Origin of the sequence: Terriglobus albidus (assembly GCF_008000815.1) — a bacterium.
Classification (GTDB): domain Bacteria; phylum Acidobacteriota; class Terriglobia; order Terriglobales; family Acidobacteriaceae; genus Terriglobus; species Terriglobus albidus_A.
In genome coordinates, this window is the sequence record NZ_CP042806.1 from 3,842,955 (window position 1) to 3,859,317 (window position 16,363).

At 56.1% G+C, this 16,363-nt stretch carries 11 protein-coding genes; 6 read left to right on the top strand and 5 right to left on the bottom strand.

Annotated features, from left to right (window positions below):
- The first annotated feature begins 79 nt into the window (after positions 1–79).
- On the top strand, positions 80–1,585 hold the full coding sequence (locus FTW19_RS26295; RefSeq protein ID WP_147648388.1) for a methyl-accepting chemotaxis protein: 1,506 nt from the start codon (positions 80–82) through the stop codon (positions 1,583–1,585).
- 107 nt (positions 1,586–1,692) lie between these two features.
- On the opposite strand, the gene FTW19_RS15030 is transcribed toward FTW19_RS26295, so the two are convergent.
- On the bottom strand, positions 1,693–1,977 hold the full coding sequence (locus tag FTW19_RS15030; RefSeq protein WP_147648389.1) for an ASCH domain-containing protein: 285 nt from the start codon (positions 1,975–1,977) through the stop codon (positions 1,693–1,695).
- Positions 1,978–2,312: 335 nt separating this feature from the next.
- On the opposite strand from FTW19_RS15030, the gene FTW19_RS15035 reads away from it, so the two are divergent.
- The 3 genes from FTW19_RS15035 (at position 2,313) to FTW19_RS15045 (ending at position 5,799) form a co-directional block, all read left to right on the top strand.
- On the top strand, positions 2,313–2,633 hold the full coding sequence (locus tag FTW19_RS15035; protein WP_222705463.1) for a rhodanese-like domain-containing protein: 321 nt from the start codon (positions 2,313–2,315) through the stop codon (positions 2,631–2,633).
- A gap of 102 nt (positions 2,634–2,735) precedes the next feature.
- Positions 2,736–3,656, top strand: a complete 921-nt coding sequence (locus FTW19_RS15040; protein ID WP_147648390.1) for a family 2A encapsulin nanocompartment shell protein — start codon at positions 2,736–2,738, stop codon at positions 3,654–3,656.
- Positions 3,643–5,799, top strand: a complete 2,157-nt coding sequence (locus FTW19_RS15045; RefSeq protein ID WP_147648391.1) for a family 2A encapsulin nanocompartment cargo protein cysteine desulfurase — start codon at positions 3,643–3,645, stop codon at positions 5,797–5,799. Before FTW19_RS15040 ends, FTW19_RS15045 begins: the two co-directional genes overlap by 14 nt.
- A 13-nt stretch (positions 5,800–5,812) precedes the next feature.
- On the opposite strand, the gene FTW19_RS15050 is transcribed toward FTW19_RS15045, so the two are convergent.
- The gene (locus tag FTW19_RS15050; protein WP_187142994.1) at positions 5,813–6,466 is read right to left on the bottom strand and encodes a fused MFS/spermidine synthase; all 654 of its coding nucleotides are present in this window, start codon (positions 6,464–6,466) and stop codon (positions 5,813–5,815) included.
- A 424-nt stretch (positions 6,467–6,890) separates the two neighbouring features.
- On the opposite strand from FTW19_RS15050, the gene FTW19_RS15055 reads away from it, so the two are divergent.
- Positions 6,891–7,541 carry a helix-turn-helix domain-containing protein gene (locus FTW19_RS15055; protein ID WP_147648393.1) on the top strand — a complete coding sequence of 217 codons (651 nt, stop codon included), beginning with the start codon at positions 6,891–6,893 and terminating at the stop codon, positions 7,539–7,541.
- A 73-nt stretch (positions 7,542–7,614) separates the two neighbouring features.
- Here the strand turns inward: FTW19_RS15055 and FTW19_RS15060 are convergent, their stop codons facing one another.
- Positions 7,615–11,088, bottom strand: a complete 3,474-nt coding sequence (locus FTW19_RS15060) for a TonB-dependent receptor (protein ID WP_147648394.1) — start codon at positions 11,086–11,088, stop codon at positions 7,615–7,617.
- Positions 11,089–11,439: 351 nt separating this feature from the next.
- Here FTW19_RS15060 and FTW19_RS15065 point away from each other — a divergent pair, with 351 nt between their 5' ends.
- A complete protein-coding gene (locus FTW19_RS15065; RefSeq protein WP_147648395.1) occupies positions 11,440–12,873 on the top strand; it encodes a cytochrome c biogenesis protein ResB in 1,434 nt (477 codons plus the stop codon).
- Positions 12,874–12,927: 54 nt separating this feature from the next.
- On the opposite strand, the gene FTW19_RS15070 is transcribed toward FTW19_RS15065, so the two are convergent.
- Together FTW19_RS15070 and FTW19_RS15075 are read right to left on the bottom strand one after the other, a co-directional pair.
- On the bottom strand, positions 12,928–14,157 hold the full coding sequence (locus FTW19_RS15070) for a CehA/McbA family metallohydrolase (protein WP_246153324.1): 1,230 nt from the start codon (positions 14,155–14,157) through the stop codon (positions 12,928–12,930).
- Positions 14,158–14,327: 170 nt separating this feature from the next.
- Positions 14,328–16,238, bottom strand: a complete 1,911-nt coding sequence (locus FTW19_RS15075) for an FG-GAP-like repeat-containing protein (protein WP_187142995.1) — start codon at positions 16,236–16,238, stop codon at positions 14,328–14,330.
- Positions 16,239–16,363 lie beyond the last annotated feature (125 nt).

Genomic DNA, 16,363 nt, shown 5'->3' on the forward strand with positions numbered 1-16,363 from the left:
ACCCTGGTTCCGGCGATTTTCTACTACATTCCCTCCTCCAGCCGATAGACCGTACATGGATTTCTAAGAGGAAACGCCGATGCCAGACCTCACGATAAAACAAAAGCTCCTCAGCGCAGTAGGAGCATTGACTGTACTTTCTATCTCCCTTGCAGTTACCTCCATCTACCGCACCACAGCCTTCGGCAGCACGATTCACCATCTTGGCGTGGACGAAGGCAATCAATCCTATCTTGCGGGCTTGGCCGATGCGTCGGGTTCCGAAATGGTCGCTACCCAACGTGGTGTGATGGTAGAAGCCGCCACTGGAAACTGGGCAATGGCCGAAAAGCGAAAGACCCAGTTCACGGAACAGGAAACAATTCTCCGTAAGGCACTCAAAGATCTGCGTGCGGGCGGCGTGTCTGCGCGTGGAACGATCGCCATTAATAAGATCGAGGCCTCGCTCGAACGCCTGGATCCGATTTATGCCCGCTTTATCTCTGCCATCGACGCTCATGACGTTTCCCGTGCTACTGAAATCAATATGGGTGAACTGGGAGCGGCAATTCAGGATCTGGACGATCTCACCACCGAAACCATCGCCTTTGAGCGGGAGACCGTGGGAGAGGCGAACACCCTGGCGCAGAATGAGGTTTTATCTGCGATGCGTGTCTCATGGATTCTTCTGATCGTCGTTCTGGCTGTATCGTGCGTCATTGTCCGTATCGTCATCAACCTCGAACGTCAACTGCGGAAGAATGTAATTGAGCTCAACCAGGGTTCTGAGCAGATTGCGACGGCTGCCGAACAGATCGCTTCCAGCAGCCAGGTCCTGGCGCGCGAGAGCTCAAATCAGGCCGCGATGATTGAAGAGACATCTTCCTCTTCGGCGGAGATCTCGTCGATGGCCAAACGCAATGCAGATAACGCCCGCGTGACAACCGGGATTGTCGGCAACGCGGTGATGACCGCACAGCAGAGCAGAATCGCCGTAGATGAGTGCGTACAGTCGATCATGGCCATCGATGACAGCTCTGGCAAAATCGCCAAGATCATTGATGTTATCGACAAAATTTCCTTCCAGACCAACATCCTTGCCTTGAACGCCGCAGTGGAGGCTGCGCGTGCCGGCAATGCGGGGTCGGGCTTTGCTGTCGTCGCGGAAGAGGTGCGAAACCTCGCTCAGCGTTCTGCAGAAGCTGCTAAAGAGACCTCAGCGCTTATTGGAACCGCTCTGGCCAATGCCGCGGACGGTCGTGAGAAGATCCGGTCGGTGGTCTCATCGGAAGAACATCTAGAATCCGCCTTCGGAGAGATCAAGACCCTGGTCGAAAATATCGGCGGTAGCTCATCGGAACAGTTGGCGGGTGTCCAGCAGATTGCTCAAGCCATCTCCCGTATGGAGCAGACCACGCAAACCAGCGCGGCCAATGCGGAAGAATCAGCTGCAGCAGCTCAGCAACTTCACGCACAATCGGATGCCCTGCGGTTACTGGCTGCTCGCCTGGGACAGATGGTTGGCTTCGGACACGAAGTCAAGCAGCAGCGGCCCGTGGCTGTTCGTTCCATCGCCGCTCGTCCCGCCACCGCTCATATGATCTAACGATTCCCTTCTTCGCAAGAGATCGCTCACGCGCTGTCACATGCAACAGCTGAGCCACCCGATCATGGGTGGTTCGGAGTTTCCTCACGAACACCGTGGTCCGATGGTTACGATTTCGGAGGGACGTAGTGGAAGCGGATCAGGTAGATATTTTGTCCTTTACCGTGCTGGGCAACTTTAAGCAGGTCGATGATCCCCAGGAATCCTGACTGCCGTGCGAGCTGCGGGGTGATATCAGGCAAGCCGATGGGTTCAATCGAGTCGACCTCGATATGACCTTCTTCCATCCTGTAACGGCTGCCGGCAGTAACCCGTGGACCAATCCAGAAACGGATGGTCGTGGTAATTTCTCCAGTCCGAATTCGTTCTCGCAGGCGCCTGGTGAAGGTCATTGGCAAATCCAAGATAACGAGACCCAGCGTAAACCAATAAGATACTTAGAATCAATTAGATGAATGAACGAATCACCCTGCGGGCTCTATCCGTAGGCTGGGCCTGCAGGCACGCCCGAAAACGCGACCTATGGTAACCTTTTAACGATGAAGTTTGCCGGTCAGAACCGTGTATGTTGTTCCACCTGTATGGTGCACACACATCCGCGTGTCTTCTGGCTGAGCGCGATTCCTGAATAACCTGTTCGGTTTCAGTAATCGAGGTTGATCGTACCCACCACCAGAAGACCTGGTTGGTGGGTTTTGTTTTTTCAGCGAAAGAGAGAAGGTTAGACGTGAATGTTCCAGAGATTCAAGCCGAAGAGTTGAAGCAGCGCCTCGATCAGGGGGACAAGCTCTTCCTTTTAGATGTCCGCGACGAATACGAATATGAGATCTCCAACATCGGGGGCCACCTCATCCCTCTGCCCGAACTGGCGAAGCGCCTGGATGAGCTGAGCGCAGATGAAGAGATCGTCGCAGTGTGCAAGCATGGCCCGCGCGGTGTAAAAGCGGCAGAGTACCTCCGGCAGCATGGGTTCAAGAAAGTATCAAACCTGCGCGGTGGCATTCACGCCTGGTCTGATCGCGTGGACCGCAAGGTTCGCAAATACTAAAAGCCACGGTCCAGGTCTATCAGCTTTCTTTTTTATGCGTCGGCTGATAGGCTTCCGCTACAATCTGGTCGCACTCGACACCCTGTGCAAGGAGTCTTTCCCGTGGCAGACACAACGATCCGGACTTCGCTCGGCGAACAAGCAGCATATCAATTAGCCAACGTAACCAAGACCGCACCGATCTATGGCGCGGTAACACCAAGATGGTTGGTTCGCCTGCTGGACTGGAAGCCGCTGGAGTCTGGCATCTTCCGCCGCAACCGGGTTGTCGAAGAGAAGCCGATCGATGTGCTCTGCGGTCATGTTGACGAATCCGAAATTCCGGAAACCTACGCTGAGTACGAAGAGACGCCTCGCGAGTATCGGCTGAGCAGCATCAATGCTCTGGTCAACGTACAGACACGTACTAGCGATCTTTTCAGCACGCCCTACGACCAGGTGCGCGAACAGCTCCGCGTCACGATCGAAGGCGTAAAGGAGCGCCAAGAAAACGAGCTGCTGAACAATGCCGACTATGGCCTGCTGAATAACATCGTTGACTCTCAGAAAATCTCAACGCGCAAAGGCTCTCCCACCCCGGATGACCTTGATGAGCTTCTGACAAAGGTCTGGAAAGAGCCTTCCTTCTTCCTGACGCATCCCCGAGCGATTGCTGCCTTCGGCCGTGAGTGCACCCGGCGCGGCGTTCCCCCTCCGACCGTAACGCTGTTCGGTACGCCCTTTCTGACGTGGCGTGGTGTTCCCATCATTCCCACCGATAAGATCCGCGTATCCGGCAAGACGTCGAAGACCCAGATCCTGCTGGTTCGTTCAGGCGAACGCAAACAGGGCGTGGTTGGCCTCTTCCAGCCCGGACTTACCGGAGAGCAGAGTCCCGGACTTTCGGTACGGTTTACGGGAATCGATAAGCGCGGCCTGGCCTCTTATCTGATCTCACTTTATTGCGCAGCTTCGGTTCTGGCTGACGATGCGATCGCGTCTCTGGAGAACGTCGAGGTAGGCAACTACCATGAGTACAAGTGATCCGAAATCGCTGGTACTGAATGACGAGAGAGGCCTGGGCGAAGCCCCGGCTCTTCCTGATAGAGGATCGTTCCCAGCCGGAGTGCCGGACCCCGCTGTTCTTGCCCGCATGGCGAACGAGTTGTTCACGGCGCTTCCCTCGTCTCTCGAGGTACCGCAACACCCCTCAGCCATCGATCCACCGGCGAGCGTGCCGGTAACTGCGCCTGCCTTTCAACCCGAAGTTCAGTTGCCTTCGGACAAACACCTTCCGACTCTACCCGCCAGTATTGGCCCAGCACAGGTTGCTCCCGTCTCTGCTCCCTACCAGGCAGGACCTCCCGCCGTTCCCGGCGTCGTGGGCACGGCGACAGATGCCGGCTCGAGCGGTGGAGCAATTCCTCCTTCGCCGACGTTTTCGTTCCTGCAAGATGCTCGTCCCATCTTTAGCGACAGGCCAGCCTATGCTGCATCTCCGGAGCTTGGTTATTCGGCAAGCGTTCCGGCGACTCCGCAGGTAGCACCTCCATCTTCCAGTCCTCCTCAAGGGCGTATCGGCACGGTCGAAGACAGCCTGCCCAGAACGGCAATCGAGCCGCAATCGCCATCGATGAGCATGATCCCGATGCCGCCGCTGACGGAGTACGCGCCGGCCCCTCCCTTTTCGTTTCTCGAGGAGCTCCGGCCGCTGTTTTCGTATCCGCCGTCCATTCCGGGGCCGGCTCCCGCAGGAACGAGTTTGATCGAGGGGACTCCCTTCGATCTTCAGCTTCCCAATGATCTTCTCCGCGCGCAGGACATCAGCCAGCTTGCGGATCAGGATCTATTGCGTCGCTTCAATACGGCAAGACCGCTTGAGCCGGCCGATGCTGTCGTCCTGTATGAACCAGCGGGTATCGAACGGGATGTGCCCCGCGAGCTGGATCTTTCGAAGTATCCCTTCGATGCGGAAGCCATCAAGAGAGACTTCCCCATCCTGCGGGAACGCGTCAATGGCCGTCCGCTTGTCTGGCTGGACAACGCCGCTACAACCCAGAAGCCGCAGAGTGTCATCGACCGACTGAAGTACTTCTACGAACACGAGAACTCCAACGTGCACCGCGCCGCCCATGAGCTTGCAGCGCGAGCGACAGATGCCTATGAGTCAGCGCGGGAGAAAGTACGTCGCTTCGTCAATGCATCGTCGACGCAGGAGATCGTCTTTGTGCGCGGCGCCACCGAGGGCATCAACCTGATTGCCCAGAGCTGGGGCCGCCGCAATGTGCGTAAGGACGATGAGATTGTCATCACCTGGCTCGAACATCATGCCAACATCGTTCCATGGCAGATGCTCTGCTCCGAGACCGGAGCCAAACTTCGCGTTGCCCCCGTCGACGACAGCGGGCAGGTTCTTCTGGACGAGTATGAGAAGCTATTGGGTCCAAAGACCCGCATGGTTTCAATGACACAGGTCTCGAATGCTCTGGGTGTTGTTACTCCGGCGGAGAAGATGATCGAGATTGCCCATCGCTATGGAGCGAGGGTTCTGCTTGACGGCGCGCAATCTGTCTCGCACATGCGCGTCGATGTGCAGTCGCTCGACTGTGACTTCTTCGTCTTTTCAGGACATAAGGTCTTTGGCCCTACCGGAATCGGCGTCGTCTACGGCAAGCCCGAAGTCCTGGAAGGAATGCCGCCATGGCAGGGTGGCGGAAACATGATCCAGGACGTCACCTTCGAGAAGACGCGCTTCCATGCCCCGCCGCAGCGCTTCGAGGCAGGCACAGGCAATATTGCGGACGCTGTCGGCCTGGGTGCAGCCATCGATTATCTGGACCGGGTCGGAATGCCGAATGTCTCCCGTCACGAGCATGAACTGTTAGTGCAGGCCACCAAGGAGCTGTTGAAAGTCCCCGGCCTCCACATCATCGGTACTGCGAAGGAGAAGGCGGGAGTTCTGTCGTTTGTGCTGGACGGATTCCGGACCGAAGACGTGGGATCGTACCTCAATAAGAATGGGATTGCTGTCCGCTCCGGACATCATTGCGCCCAACCAATCCTGCGACGTTTCGGCCAGGAAAGCTCCGTTCGCGCATCGCTGGCGTTGTACAACACGCATGAGGACATCGATAAGCTGGTCACAGCGATCTGGGATCTGCGCCTCGGCCGCACGTCCATCGCTTGATTCTTTACGACGCCTATCTCCGAACCGTCGGCGCGTGCCACAAGTGCAGGCGCAGTTTTCTCATGAGCTCATCGTAGGGCTCTTCGCCCATCCAACGATGGGCGCCCTTCGTGGCGAGAACGATTTTGTTTTCGCTGCCTTCGGGACTCGCCACCAGCACGCGATCCTCAAAGCTTCGCCGAATGTATTCGATCGCAGCCTCACTCTCCGGCCCGCACAGGTTCACAACCAGCACACCGTCCTGGGTCAAGGCGCGGTGGCAATCGTTGTAGAACGTCTGTGAACAAAGCTGTGGCGACTGTCCGTAGATATCGAATCCATCAACAAGCAGCACCTCGATCCTTCCTGGTGCTCGAGCGACAACATAGTCCGCGCCGTCTTCATAAATGACACGGAATCGATGATCGTCCGGTGGAATATGGAACCGCTCTCTCAGGGCAATGACCTGCGGATCGATTTCGATGACGGTAATGTCCGCGGCAGGCATTTCGCGGTAACACCATTTCGGAATCGATCCTCCACCGAGCCCGATCATCACGATGTACGTCGGATTTCGATGGCAGAGCATGAAATCGATCATCGTGCGGGTGTACGGAAGCGCCAGGAAGACTGGGTCGTCTACGAGCATCTCACTCTGGATCTCACCAATCTGAAACTGCAGTGACACACGATTTCCATCGCGATGGACAATCGGCTCCATCCCGTCAGGTCTGCGACGTTGGCTCCGGAAAGCGTGATCGAGATAAGCACTATCCATTTTGTTGGCCTATGTTCCATTCAACTTCATCGAGAAGCCACAGGCAAACGCCGCATCCTGGAGGCATCTGATCAGATTCCTGGGACGAAGGCTTGACGGCGAGCCGGACGGGCGTTAGTCGAGCGCGCTGGGCTTCTTAGGTGCCGCTGCGAACGCGTCGTACGCGGTCCCCCTTTAGGAAGAGACCGGCACCTGACTTTACTTTTACCTTGAGTACTTAAGCGTAGCGGCTGGGGTTACTTCGAGGGGTTCCTGGTGAATTGTCCTATTGTGGCAGTTCCCGGAGAGGCGCTACTCTTCTGAACAGATCCCTTTATATAAGCCTGTTTATCCGATGCGTTCCGGACCAGCAAGTCAGTTTAAGTCTGCTCAACATGCAGCGCCACAAGGTGCTGCGCAGCCGGCATCCTCGTTAATCTCCCGACTCGAACGGGCCCTGCCTCTCCTCTTTTTGCTGCTTGCAACCGGGATGGCCCTGGTTTCGCATCATGTTTTACCGTCGTTTGCTGGTCTGCCCGCGATGCTCTTCATCGGTTCCGTGATCGGTACCGCCCTCTGCAGCAATACCCGATGGGTCATCGCTACCATTGCGATCGGGGCGGTAGCGCTGAATGTGGTCTTTCCCATTGCTTCTCGCAATCTGCCCGTTTCTCTTTTGCTGATTATTCGGACGACTGGGTTCACCCTGATCGCTGGTTCTCTTGCATACCTCGCCACAAAAGCGCGCATCTCTCTTATGGGAGACCACCGCACGGCAAAATCGATCGCGCAGGTTTTACGGGAACGGGAGAATGCATGGACGGTCACGGAGCTGTCCGCGTTATTTCAGATCCCCTACCGGGAGTTCTATGAACTTGTTGACCGGGGAGAACTCGAAGCATTCGGCCCGATCGGGGCTCTGCGCATCTGCCCGCGAGAGATCGAGCGTTGGTACCAATCGACTATCCGCAAAAGCGTGCCTGGTACCGCTCCAGAAATTCCTTAAGAGCTACCTTTGAAAAATGGAATCTGCGTGCGGCGAGAGGGAGAGGTTCCCTCTCGCCGTATATGTTAGTGCTCTAGAAGGTATAGCGAAGGCTGGCTTGCATCGATCGTTGGCCTGTCTTGCTGGTTACCCTTCCGAAGGTGCTGCTCGTGGGGTTTACATCGGGTGCGGATAGGTTTGGATGATTCGGGAAGTTGAAGGCCTCAAAGCGGAAGGTGAAGAACTGCTCCTTGTACGTGATGAAGCGCTTCTGCAGGCCCGCATTGAAGTTCTCGACTCCGGGAGCCCGCAGAATATTGCGATTGTGCTGCGAGGTGAACGTACCGGAAGCCGGCGCGACGAACGCCTTGGGATTGAACCAGAAGTTCTGGTCAGAGGTGCCCGCGGAGAACATACCGGCGGCGCCGCTACTCACGCCCGGAGCGGTGGAGTAGAACTGTGCCCCTCCGCCCGTGCCTACTCCGGCGATGTCGGTTGAAGTCGTCACCGATAGAGGAACTCCGGTCTGAAAGTTGTAGATCTGTGTGATCTGCCATCCACCCAGCACCTCGCGAGCAAGCGCGTTATGGCCATGGAACGGAATCTCCGCGATGGCGTTGATGGTTACAGCGTTCTTGATGTCGTAGTCTGCGGTGCCACACAAATACTTGGGGTCCCGTAGATTCGGCAGGAAGTTCTTCTGAAATGATCCGCAGTCAGTAGCATGGGCCAGTGTGTATGCTGCTCCGAAACTCAGCCCGTGCTGGAAGCGCCGATTCAGGTCAACCTGGAAGCCGCTGTAGGCAGAGCCTGATCCCTGCGTAACGACTGTGATCGGTCCGTAACCGGCGTATGGACGATAGGAGTTGATATTCAGTTTTGCCGCTGCGGCTGCCGTTACAGAGCCGACGGGCGCCTGGTTCAGGTTTGCCTGGAACTGGCCATGCAGACCACGGCGCCCCACATAGGCCACTCCAAGTACGGTGTTGAAGGGTAATTGCCGTTCGACCGACAGATTCCAGACATAAGCCTCAGGCTGCGGTGAACTGCGGTCAATGCGACCTGAGATATTGGGAAAGGAGCCTGTCGCACCGCCACCCGGGTTATCAACACTTCCTCCGCTGATACCTGCGTACTGCTGCAGCGGAGGCGCACCGCCCTCGAATACACCGTCGGACACACCCTGGCGGCTCATATATCGTCCAAAGCCGGCGCGAATGACGGTCTTTGAGTCGACGGCGTAAGCCAAGCCGAGACGCGGCTGGAAAGTGGTGTAGTGCACGTCAATGTAGCCGCGGGGCAGGTTGTGAAACAAACGATCTGCCGTGCCAGTGTTTGCAAGCGGCACGTGCTTCTTTGCGCTATCAGTAAAGCCAGAGCCGAAGAGCACTGTTCCATTCAGAGGATCGCCGCTTCCCGGAATAGGATTGCCTTTGCTGTCGATCTTCACGGCGTTCGCAGCGGAATAGAATGCCGGATCAAACGTGCCGATGTTGTTCCAAAGGCTGTAAAACGGCCGGACAATGGAATAACGCATGCCATAGTCAACGTGAAGCTTCGAGGTAAGTTTCCATGAGTCCTGGGCGAAGAACTCATACATATTTGCACGGTATGGAGTCTCGGCACGTGGACCCACTTCTGCATAGCTCTGAAAGATACCCAGCGCAGCATCGGCCGTATCCAGTCCGGTTCCAGCAGGGTTGGCGCTCGAAAATTCAAACTTTCCGTTTTGATTGTTCGTCTGTCCCGGAACACTGTTCTGTCCGGAGATCTGGTCATTATCGTTCTGCCCGGCACGCTCATACAGAGCGCCTGCACGGAGTGTGTGATTGCCGATGATGCGCGTGAAGGTGTCGGCATAATCGAACACCATTCCCTGCGAGTGAGAAGGATAGGCACTGCCATCCAGCGTGGTGATGGCGCTGCTGTCAAACTGAACCGTCGGAATCTTGTTGGGGAGATCCTTACCTGCCGGGAAGAGGAACGGATAGTTGATTCCGTACTTCGTACGATCGTAGAGACCGGTGCTTGTATCGATGGACAGACGATCTGCGCCATGTGCAGCCGTTACAAGGACCTCGTTGATGGTGTTTGCGTTCAAGGTGTGAACCCAGTCCAGCGAACCGGTCTGATTCGGGCGATTGAAGATACGAGGTACAAGATCGTACGTCGCTGAGAAGGGGTTGTTCTCGTAGTAGTAGAAGTGCGTCAGACGGAACCGGATGTAATCCTTCTCGGTGGGAATGATGTCGAGGTTGCCACTGTCAATCTGCTGCGTCTGCGGATGCTTGGCAATCTGCAGCAGATTCTGAGTACCGACAAGGAACCCTGGTGTCGGAACCGGAAACGCTGTCAGCAAGCCAACACCATTAGGACTGAGCCGCGCCTTAGGAATGATGTTTCCCGGAAAACACGCCGGACCGCCACTCTTGGCGTCGCAAACACCCGCCGCCTGGGGATCACGGATATGTGTCGCTACGGACGAGAAATCACCATTCCTGAAGGCTGGATTGGGAACCGTAACCGGTGAGGTATTCGTAGCCGGATAATGTACAAACGCCTCCGAGTAGAGGAAGAAGACCTTCCCCTTGGGCAGGAGATGCGGAATGTACGCGGGGCCATTCACGCTGAAGCCGAACTGGTTATAGGTGAAGGGAGCGACGTAGTTCGACTTCACACTCTGAGGCAAAGTCGGATCAAAATTAGCGGACGCATGATTCCGAACCCAGGTGTTGGCGTTCAATATGGGGTTCTGAAGATACTCGTAGAGGCTGCCGTGAAAACGATCCGTGCCGGCATGCGTGATGATACGAACCTGACCGCCAACAGAGCGGCCATATTCAGCCGGGTAGTTTGAGGCCAGTACCTGAACCTCCTGCACGTTTTCCAGATCGACGACGCCGACGGAGTCACCGCTAGCGCGGACACGAACTGCTACAGCGCCATCGTAGGTGACGAGGTTGTCGCGTTCACGAGCGCCGTTGATATTCAACCCACCGAGGCCGGTGCTGAACTGAAAGTTCGATACATTTCCGCTCGTGCTCGTGACGCCTGCTTTCAAGAGAGCAAGAGTGATCGGATTGCGACCGCTCAGAGGAAGCATCTCAGCCTGCTTGGCGGTAATAACCCGGCCCAGGACCGTGCTGTCGGTCTGGATGCTGTTCTCCTGCGCATTCACCTGCACTGTTTCGGTTGTAGCCGCATTCGGTAAGGTCAGGTTTGCTGTGGTCGCGACCGCCGGATCCAGATTGTTTCCGTGGCTTGTCACTGTTCCAAATGTTGCTGCCTGAACCTGAATCGTGTAACGCCCCGGAGAGAGGCTGGGAATAGTGTAGTAGCCTGACTCGTTTGTCCTCGTTCGATGTTCGACGCCAGTCGCTTCATCGGTGACAGTGACCATGGCCCCTCGAACCACCGCACCTGAGGGATCGGTAATCGTTCCCGAGATGCCCGAGAGATCAGATTGTGCAAACAGGTGTACGACAGAGAACAGAACTGCACACAACATCACCATTGTCATGCGGAGCGTCTTTCGCTTCTGTCGAAGACGGGCTGACCAGGGTTTCATCGCTTCCAGACCTCAAAGGAGATATTTCCCAGACGGATGCCTGATTGAACCGATACGTCCGATCAAACGGTGGGATTGCCTCGATGATCCCTGTGGCTCAGAGACGTCACAAGGGGGACAAAACCGTGTAAAGCCTTCCGATCGAGTGGCGACGATGCGAGGTCAGCATTTTGGTGTTCCATGTTTACGGGATTTTCATAGGAAACAATCGATTTTCACCCCCCTATCGAGCACGGAATGGCGACGTGTACGCTCACTTCCATCCACGTTTGGAGAGTACCGTTCGGTATGGCGTTAACCTTCGGTTCATTGAGGAGCGTTATGCTCGGTCATTGAAACGATTCTTTGACGATGCGCACGCTGCAGCCCCCTACGAATACCGCTGCGGACATAGCGATGCTCGGCTCGCGGAACCGGGTTGAAGTCGAAATCCAGACACACGACGACGATCCCCGCTGGCAGCTCGCATGCCGCATTGCTGCCAGTGGCAGCCTGGGACGATCCCGCCTGCTCTCTCGCTTCCTGCTCTTCATCGTGGACCGGCATATCCGGAATCGCACTGATGAGGTAACGGAACAGCAGATTGGCATCCTGGTGTTCGACCGGAAGGCAGGCTATGACTCAAACGAAGACAACATCGTTCGAAGCTACGCCCGCAATCTTCGTCGTCGTATCGACGACTACTATGCCAAAGAAGGCAAAGACGAGTCTTTGCGTTTAGATATACCCAGAGGAGGCTATCTTCCGTACTTCACGGATCGGTCTCTTCAGGAAGGAGAGCCTCAAGCGTTGGCGCCGGCTGAGGATACGGACCTACCAGCGGCTCTTCCCGAAGCAGAGCCTCTTCCGCAGGAAAATCTCCAGGTTTCACACGATCCTTCTGATGTTGCCAGCCAACCAGTCAGATCAAGTCTTTTATGGGTGCTCGGGACCGTAGCGGCCTTATGTCTCGGCTTGATCGTCGGTCTTGCTATTCCCAGGCGCCGCCCGCTATTTCCCGGAAAAGACAGCGTCACGACATCATCAGCAAGTGCGGAATCCGCCAGTTTCTGGCGTCAGGTCTTCCCTTCCAATGAGGAGACATACGTCGTCCCCTCTGACGATGGACTTGTCATCATGCAGCGCCTCACGGAGCGCCCGGTTCCGCTCGCAAGCTATATCAACGGCGACTATCGGAAACCGAAACAATCCAGTGATAACACCGCCGATGCCGAGCTTCTGAAGCTGGGCGCACGACGTTATACCAGCGTGGTCGACCTCGATTTCGTCTCACATCTGTCTCAATTAGAGGAAGTCAGCGCCGCCCGAATGGTGGTGCGATACGCTCGGGACCTGCGCATGGACGATCTTCGTACCGGAAACGCAGTACTCATCGGATCGATTGAGTCGAACCCGTGGATTCAGCTCTTCGCGTCACAGATGAACTTCCGGCAGGTCATCAATACTGATCCGTCGAAGCCTTCGGGGCTGCTCAATACACATCCTCAACCGGGAGAGCGCGAACTCTACGGCACTCCGGGAAAAGACCACACCTACGGTTTGATTGCCTTTATGCCCAACCTCACTTCGACCGGTCATGTACTCATCGTAGGTGGGCTCAATACAGCGGGCACACAGGCTGCAACAACATTTCTGCTCACACCTGCGCTTATGGCCTCGGCACTCGCGCAGGCGCGCGATGCGAACGGGCATCTCCACTCTTTTGAACTTCTCATCGAAGCGAATAGCTTTGCGGCGAATGCCTCCGCTCCGCAACTGGTAGCCGAACGAATCTATAAGAGCTAGGAAAGCCGACGGCTTCACTTCTCGGAAACCGCCGGCTCGAAGTACGTCCTACCTCTAGAAATTCGGATTGAAGTTGAAATACAGCGGATTCGTGAGCCCTACCATGGAGCCGCTGCCCTCGGTCGATTTCGGAACCTGCGGATACGGAGTCGAAGGCCCCTCTACTTCCACCCTGTAATAAGTCCTTTCAATCGCAGGGGGAGCATCTTCAAACCCGGCGGTGGCCGACTTTCCTGTGATCTGAATGTCTTTGTACTTGTTTCCATTCTTGATCACATGCACGGTATAGACGCCATCAGGCGCAGTGTTTCCGGTCAGGCGAACATTGAACTTCACCGTCTTGCCGGCAGCTTTGACGTTGTCTCCCATCATCATGTCCGGCTGCCCGTTACCGTCGGTGTCCGCATAAAACTCTACTCGCGGCGCATACGGGTTCGCACTGACAGAGACACGTCCACTGTTCAGCGCATCAATCACGCCCTGTGGTGTCTTATCTTTCACAAAGATCCAGGTCGTTGGTGTCCCGATGTAATTCCATGCAGCCTGTGGAGTGTTCTTCGTCGCCTGTTCCGGTGTCGGAGCGGCTCCATGATGCGCATCGCTACCGCCTCTTCCTGTCAGCTTGCGGCCGGACGACAGCATATCGTCCCAGATCATGATGGCATTGGCATTCTTCGGCCAGATGGATGAATTCCAGACCTCGATGGAATCGACCATGTCATAGGAGTATCCGAAATGGTCTTTGCCGCTGGGGTGGTTTGCAGAGAGGTGGATTCCAAGCTCCTTTTTTACCGCGCCGACAACGACGTCACGTTGATCGCGGACGTCATAGAAACGCTGGTGGTCGTACGGTACCGCTGAGATTGTGTTCCCGTGGCCTCGAGTCGTCGTCCACTCCGCGCAATAGAGCAGGATCAGTTTCTCAGACTTGAAATCAGGATCGGTCCAGGTATTGTGTGCCACGTCGCCCAGTACATGGTTATCGTGGTCTGTGATACAGGCATATCCCATCCCAACCGACTCCGAATAGGAGATGATCTTCGCCACCGAATTATTACTGGACTCCTTGCTGTGTGAAGAGTGGACGTGAAGGTCTCCCTTGAGCCAGGTGCCATCGGTCAGGCTGGCTGCTGGCGGCAGATTGTTGAGCTCAGTAGGCGCCCAGGGGTTCACATGAGAGGACTGCGGGAAGGACGCAGTCACCAGCGCAGGGGCCAGTAAGAGAGACAGGGTCAGACGGCGGACATACATGATGGGAATCCCTTCAGTAGGAAGTGTCTGCATTGTTGTTGTTCGACACAGCCGGCAGAAGGGGTATAGAAGTGGCCAAAGGCTACCGTACCCGGGATCAACATATAGAATGAGGAACTTAGAACGGCACCTCAGGGGAGAGTCTTGCGTTTTTACACGGGGCCATCCACTCTCGCAGTGGACACACGCATGTGAAAACTCAGTTACTTCTGCGTGGACGCAGCAACATGCCGCGGAATGCCCCAATAAACAAATGTTCCAAAGCGGGTAGATGTTATGACATCGATCGCTCCGTCATGATTCAGGTCGACAGCGAGTACGTCCGAGCCAACACCGCTGTGCGTATCGATCAACTCAGGAACCAGCTCTGCTCCACCGGCAGCCTTGGGGTTTCGGACGGTCTTATACCAGTACAGCACCGGAGCCCCTCTCGGGTCAGGATCGATATTTGTATCGAGGTGGGAGAAGTAGCGCTTCCCTGCGATAAAGTCCGGTATCCCATCGCCATCAACATCCGCATACGATGTGCCGTGCAGCTCCGAGAACGCTACTCCGCCGGCGTTTTTGGCAGACTGATCATTCATGACCATGTGCTCGGTAAAACTGATCTTGCCCGCGCTGTCCCGCTTCTGCTCGTACCAGGCGAGCCCCCAGCCATGCGCATTGAGTGAGGTCACAACATCGTTCTTTCCGTCACCGTTCACGTCATAGACTGCCATCACGCTGCCGCCCATCAGGCCTCGGCCGAACTGCGCGAAAGCGGCGGGATGATAGGTCCACGGACCTGAGTCAGCCCCGGCAGCCGGCTGCTCCCACCATCCGTAAGGGTTTAAGACATCGATCCGTCCGTCGCCATTGATGTCACCAACACCAATTCCATGAGCGACTCCATAACCGGCATCGGAGATGTCATGCACGATCCATTTCTCCGTAGGCTTGGCAGGATCGGGCTTAGCATAACGGACGTGTCCGGCTCCGCTGTAGACCAGCTCCGGCTTGCCATCTCCGTCGATATCTCGCAGTAACGCGATCTCGCTTTGCACCCCTGTGCCTACCGCATACTTCTGCCAGCGGCGGTGCTCACCCTTTGGGTTGATGTAGAGCTGTGCTCCAGGGCCGCCGCCAAAGTTTACGGTCAGAACATCGGGCCAGCCGTCTCCGTCGAAATCTGCGGCAAACTCCATCGTCGAATCGCTCGCAAACTCAGTCAAGGGATTGGAGGGGAATGCGTAGTAAATCTCCCGGGACTTCCGATAGTCCGGACCATAGTAGATGTACGGTCCGGAGACGACATCGAGCACACCATCTTTGTTGAAGTCCGCGGCGGCTGTTCCCCACGAGTAATAGAAGTCGCTCAGCCTCTGCTTTCGGAAGTGTGGACCGACCTTCTCCTCATCCCGCACCTTCACTGACATATCCATATAAGCGACGTTGCGAAACTGAACGGCACCCTTACCGCCGGCATACAAAGCTACAGGCCCATAGCCGCCGTCTTCGACCATCGCCCCCTGCTGGCGGCCATCATTGAGAAAAGATCGAACCGTATTGGCATCAAAGAAGATCTCCACCGAGTTCCACTCGTGAGGTCGAAGAGAGGTATCGGCAGGTTTAAGAGGAAGATCGACGCTGGGGCTCTGCGGCCGGGGCCGGTTGTCGCTCTGCAATTGAGAAGGAGAAGGGGGAGGAGTCAGCCGAGCCAGCACACCGCCGCGCGGCAGCTTCTCCTGCTTCACCATCTTTCCATTGGAGTCGATCGCCACCGCGTAGGTATTTAGCGTTGAATCATCGAGCGATACGTAGACACCTTTCATCCCGCCATCTGACGTCTTCTCCGCGCGCAATAACACTCCAGTCTCACAACTGTCTTCACAACGGAACTCCGTGTAGAAGCTGACGTCCTGGTACGAATTGTCCAGTACGAGCCAGCCTCCGCCGTTTCCTGCCGGCTTTCCCGTAATCGTGCCGGTATCAGCGCTCCAGCTCGCCTGACCTACTTTGTTCCAACCCTTAGCCGTCGGTCCCGTAAATCGCACATCGGGTGTGAAAGAAGGTCCAGACGCAAGCGCGCTCACCGCCGTCAACAATACGTTCAGCAAAACCGGACCTTTTCTCACCGCACACTCCTTGGGCATGCAACCTATTATTATTCACTTGCGTAATACGCAAGATATATTGCGATACGTGCGACCTAACTATAGGGTAGCGACCGCGGATCGTCAACGATGCTGCGTCCCTGGTA